The organism is Enteractinococcus helveticum, assembly GCF_020742345.1.
Classification (GTDB): Bacteria; Actinomycetota; Actinomycetes; order Actinomycetales; family Micrococcaceae; genus Yaniella; species Yaniella helvetica_A.
Genome location: NZ_DYXC01000046.1, coordinates 1 through 3921, shown reverse-complemented (window position 1 = coordinate 3921; position 3921 = coordinate 1). Strand labels below are relative to the sequence as shown.

The 3921-nt window shown below is 56.7% G+C and carries 4 protein-coding genes and 2 pseudogenes; 1 reads left to right on the top strand and 5 read right to left on the bottom strand.

From position 1 onward, the window contains the following. The 3 genes and pseudogenes from K8V32_RS03630 to K8V32_RS03620 form a co-directional block, all read right to left on the bottom strand. Nucleotides 1-239: pseudogene (locus K8V32_RS03630) on the bottom strand (amidohydrolase family protein); the annotation flags it as partial. 78 nt (nucleotides 240-317) lie between these two features. Further along, on the bottom strand, nucleotides 318-755 hold the full coding sequence (locus tag K8V32_RS03625) for a hypothetical protein (RefSeq protein ID WP_303903020.1): 438 nt from the start codon (nucleotides 753-755) through the stop codon (nucleotides 318-320). Between the two features lie 145 nt (nucleotides 756-900). Continuing rightward, a complete protein-coding gene (locus K8V32_RS03620) occupies nucleotides 901-1335 on the bottom strand; it encodes a universal stress protein (RefSeq protein WP_043058050.1) in 435 nt (144 codons plus the stop codon). Nucleotides 1336-1502: 167 nt separating this feature from the next. On the opposite strand from K8V32_RS03620, the gene K8V32_RS03615 reads away from it, so the two are divergent. Further along, nucleotides 1503-1730, top strand: a complete 228-nt coding sequence (locus tag K8V32_RS03615) for a tautomerase family protein (protein WP_303903014.1) — start codon at nucleotides 1503-1505, stop codon at nucleotides 1728-1730. A gap of 695 nt (nucleotides 1731-2425) precedes the next feature. On the opposite strand, the gene K8V32_RS03610 is transcribed toward K8V32_RS03615, so the two are convergent. Beyond that, entirely contained in the window at nucleotides 2426-3421 is a 996-nt protein-coding gene (locus K8V32_RS03610; RefSeq protein WP_303903012.1) for a DinB/UmuC family translesion DNA polymerase, read from the bottom strand. A gap of 191 nt (nucleotides 3422-3612) precedes the next feature. Further along, a pseudogene (locus K8V32_RS03605) lies at nucleotides 3613-3921 on the bottom strand (MFS transporter); the annotation flags it as partial.

The window sequence follows — 3921 nt, the reverse complement described above, 5'->3', positions numbered from 1 at the left end:
CTGAATGCCTTGACGCCCAGCTCGCGCAGTATCTGTACCCGCTGGGACTCTGAGTATCGGTAGGCGATGGGCCAGGCGGGTTCGCCCAGCTCGGGCAGGCGGTCGAAGAATCCCCAGACTTTTTGTTGCACGCGGTCGGGCATGAAATGCACGTGCAGGTCGATGATCCCCGGGACGCCCAGCGCCTGAAGGTATCCAGGAAGATCCTGGTCAGTAGTAGGTGCCTGCAGGCTGCTCACGTGTGCTCCTTGGGGAATCAAATAAACATGCAATCCCCGGCCATTCTAGTGACACAGTTCACCGAATCGGCATTTTGGTCAGCGCTCTACGGTGCGGCGGAAGGTCAAATCATAGTCCTTTCGCCAGGTCTTGCCCTGATCCTCCGATGCTTCCCAACGGCCGGCGATCTCATCGCCGCGCACATCGGCGATGAAGCGTTGGTAGAAGTCCGGGTCATCGCGCCACAGGTTCCAGGTGGCCCCGTCGAAGGTCATGTTGAATACCCGTGAGACGCCGCGCTCATCGTGATACAGCGCGATATAGCTCTGGCGCGCGTCGCTGTATCCGATCATCAGGTCATATGAGGGTGCGCCGCCCAGCTGCGAGCGCATGCCGATAAAGGCGTCGCGAATCCACTCAAACGTCGCAGCCCCTTGAACCTCGGTATCGCGAGGCTCCAGGAACCAGGCGTCAGAGAGCATCATGTCCCAGTGCCCGATGAGCATGCCAAATTTTTCTAGAAACTCATTGCGCATGATTCGCTCCACATCCGTCATTCCGGCGGTGAGGCCCGATGTCAACGTCGTGTATCACCGCGCGTGGGGTGAGTTTGGTGGCCCGATTCTAACAGGGCACCATGCGCGGCACTAGGGACCGAAAAACGTCAAGCGCAGCAGTCTGCTACCCGAGGCGAGTATTGGCAACGTAGACGTCGCAGGATGCGTTTGAGATCACTGAACGAGCGACACTCCCAAGGATTCTTGCCGGACCTTGGGCACGTTTATTGCCGACGACGACGAGGCGAGCCTGGCGTTGTTCGGCTTCGTCAACAAGTACATCGGCGGGGTTGCCATGGGCAACCGATGCGGTAATGGTCAAATTCGGGAAGTCCTTGCGCAGGGCTTCAGCGGCCTCGGAGACGGTGCGTTCGGCGTCCTCAACCAGGTTGATAATGACTTTTTCAACGCCGTCTGCCAGAGTCCGGCGCTCCCCCGGGCCATAAGCGGAAACCACATGCAGTGAGCCACCGAAGGCTTCGGCTGTTTCGGCGGCTTTGCGGGCCGCCAGTGTTGCGGTTTCGCTTCCGTCGACTCCGGTAATAACGACATTTGCCATAATGCTCCCCTAGTTTTGTCTGCGCGGGTATGTTGCTGCGGTGTGTATTTCAAGTCTTTACTGTATCCGAGGCTGATGTGGAAGGCTGTTGCCGCAACGATCTTTGTCCAAACAGCGTAGCCTGGAGGGGTATTCCACCTGATCCCAAGCTCATTCAAGGAGCATTCATGCCGCATATTGCCGTGAACATGTACCCGGGTCGCGACGAAGCCACTAAGCGCGACATTGCCGAGAAACTTCAGCAGTTCTACGTCGAAACATTTGGGACCGATCCCGAAGCCGTTTCGGTGTCGATCGTCGAGATTCCTGGCGAAGAATTCAGCGACACGATCCAGCAGCGTTACCGCCCAGAAGATCTGTATATTTCTTCCCGGGCGGTTCCGATGACGAAGTAAGAGACCGTTATTGGCTCTATAGAATTCTGGCGTTTACTTAGTCAATGGACGCTGACCGAGAAGTGATTCTATCCGTGTGATGCCTTGCGCCCAGTCATGAGTGTCGAAGTCGATCCAGCGGAAGAGATTGAAGAGCGTTGCGAAATCCTTGGGGAGGTCACGACCATATATTTCCAAAACCCAAAATTCAATTCAGCAACGACCCCACCGAGTGTCTCAGGTCTGCCAAGTTTTTCTAACCGATGCCGGGCTGTTCCAATGTCTCTGCGGGCTTCTCTCGACAAGATTGTGTGTGGGTCCTCGTACCAGGACTGCCCGGAAGCAGTTGGCAAATGGCGTAGCTGTGCGTTCATGGCATTGCGTATGACAACTTCAAGAATCGATAGAGATTCAAAGAAAGCGCCTGAAATTGCGATATTCCACTCGTACAATACGAACGTTGGGAGAAGCCGACCTTCAGCGACCCGGAAATACGGCTCCAAGCGCTCCGTCGAAAGGAATAGGCGAACCCTCTCCCAGCGATCCCGTTCATTTCGCACCAAATTGCTCCATGTTAGTCTGAAGCTTGAAGACCCCGGAAGGCCTCTGTGAAAGCATGTCTCCGGGGTTATAGTTTTGTCAGAGTATCAATAAATACACTGGCGTCACGTCACACAAATCTCGACCTGTGGATCCCCACCTCATTAAATGGTCTGCTACTTCGCGTGAACGGTCAGCAATTCATCCCAGTGGGTGGTGTAGCGCGGGGACATCATATCGCGGCGCATCTGCCAGGACGGCCCGTCGCGCAGATCCGCTCGACCCAGGCCGATAGCACCGCTACCGTGTTCACTACGGACCTGCTCGAGGAGGGCCCCGAGCTGTTTGGTTTCCTGGTCCGAAGCGAATTCGTCAAGCATCTGTTGGGCACCGGCCGGCCGCAATTCGGTGACAGTAATGCCCGCTTTGGCATAGCGGGTCCCGGGTGAAATCTTAGGCAGCAGGCTCTTGGCTGCTTTCGTTAACACAATGGGATCGGCAGTGTGGGCGCTCAGCGAGACGGTCGCCGATGGCTGATGGGATTGTTCTTCGTTGAAGTAGCTGGTCATCGCCCAGGCGGTGACCACTTTTGCCTCGGTCTGCTGCTTATGCAACCGGGTGGCCGCACGTTGCGCGTAAATGGCCAGGACCTGTTCCATCTGTTCACGGTCAGTAACTGGCTCCGAGAAGCTACGCGAAAACAACAACTGATCTTTCGTCTCGCGTTCTTGTTGCATCGGAATACACGGGGTCCCGCGCAACTCGAGCAGCGTGCGCATCTGCACAATGGAAAACTTCTCGCGGATGCGGAACTCATCGGCGTCCCGGAAGTCCTTAATCGTCACGATACCCAAGCCGTTGAGCCGTTTGACCATGCGTCGGCCAATCCCCCACACCTCACCCACGGGCAACTGTCCCAGCAAATCTTCCCGGGTGGTTTCAGGCACGCGATCCCACACGCACACGCCAGCCAACTGCGGAACCTTCTTTGCGGCTTGATTGGCCAGTTTCGCCAGGGTCTTCGTCTTCGCGATACCCACGCACACCGGCAGTCCAGTCAGCCGCCAGACCTCACGTTTAAGCTCTTCACCGGCGGCCCGAACCTGCGCCAGCGTACCGCGCAGCCCCACAAATGCCTCATCGATCGAATACACCTCAGTCCACGCCGTCATCCGCGACAAAATACCTACTGGTAATGGCGAATATCAATTTGTTCACTATTGACTCGTGTTGATTGCTGTACAGCAGGATCTGCCCTGCTGGGCGCGTCGTGGGCCTGTCACTGCGCTGTGCCAAGGCGGAGAAAACGGTTTCACGATGCGCCCAGCATGTGCCACGGGAGCTGGCTCGGACGGTTTCGTTGTTACGCGTCTTCCTCGGCACCATGACGCGGCATGGATATACGCATGGCTATCAGTCCTGCCCCGATTAACCCGATGATGGCAAACGCGCTACTGAGCAGAAATGGGTCTATTCCGAAGGAAGCTCCAGAAAAGCCGACGCCGATGTAGAGGGTGATGCCTGCTGACCCGCCGAGCTGATCTGCCGCCCTTTGGACTCCGGAAGCTGTACCGGCATCCGATTCGGTCACTCCAGTAACAGCCGCGTACTGAAGTCCGACTAGCCCAAAACCCATCCCTACGGCGATAAGAACCATAGCTGGAATCATCGC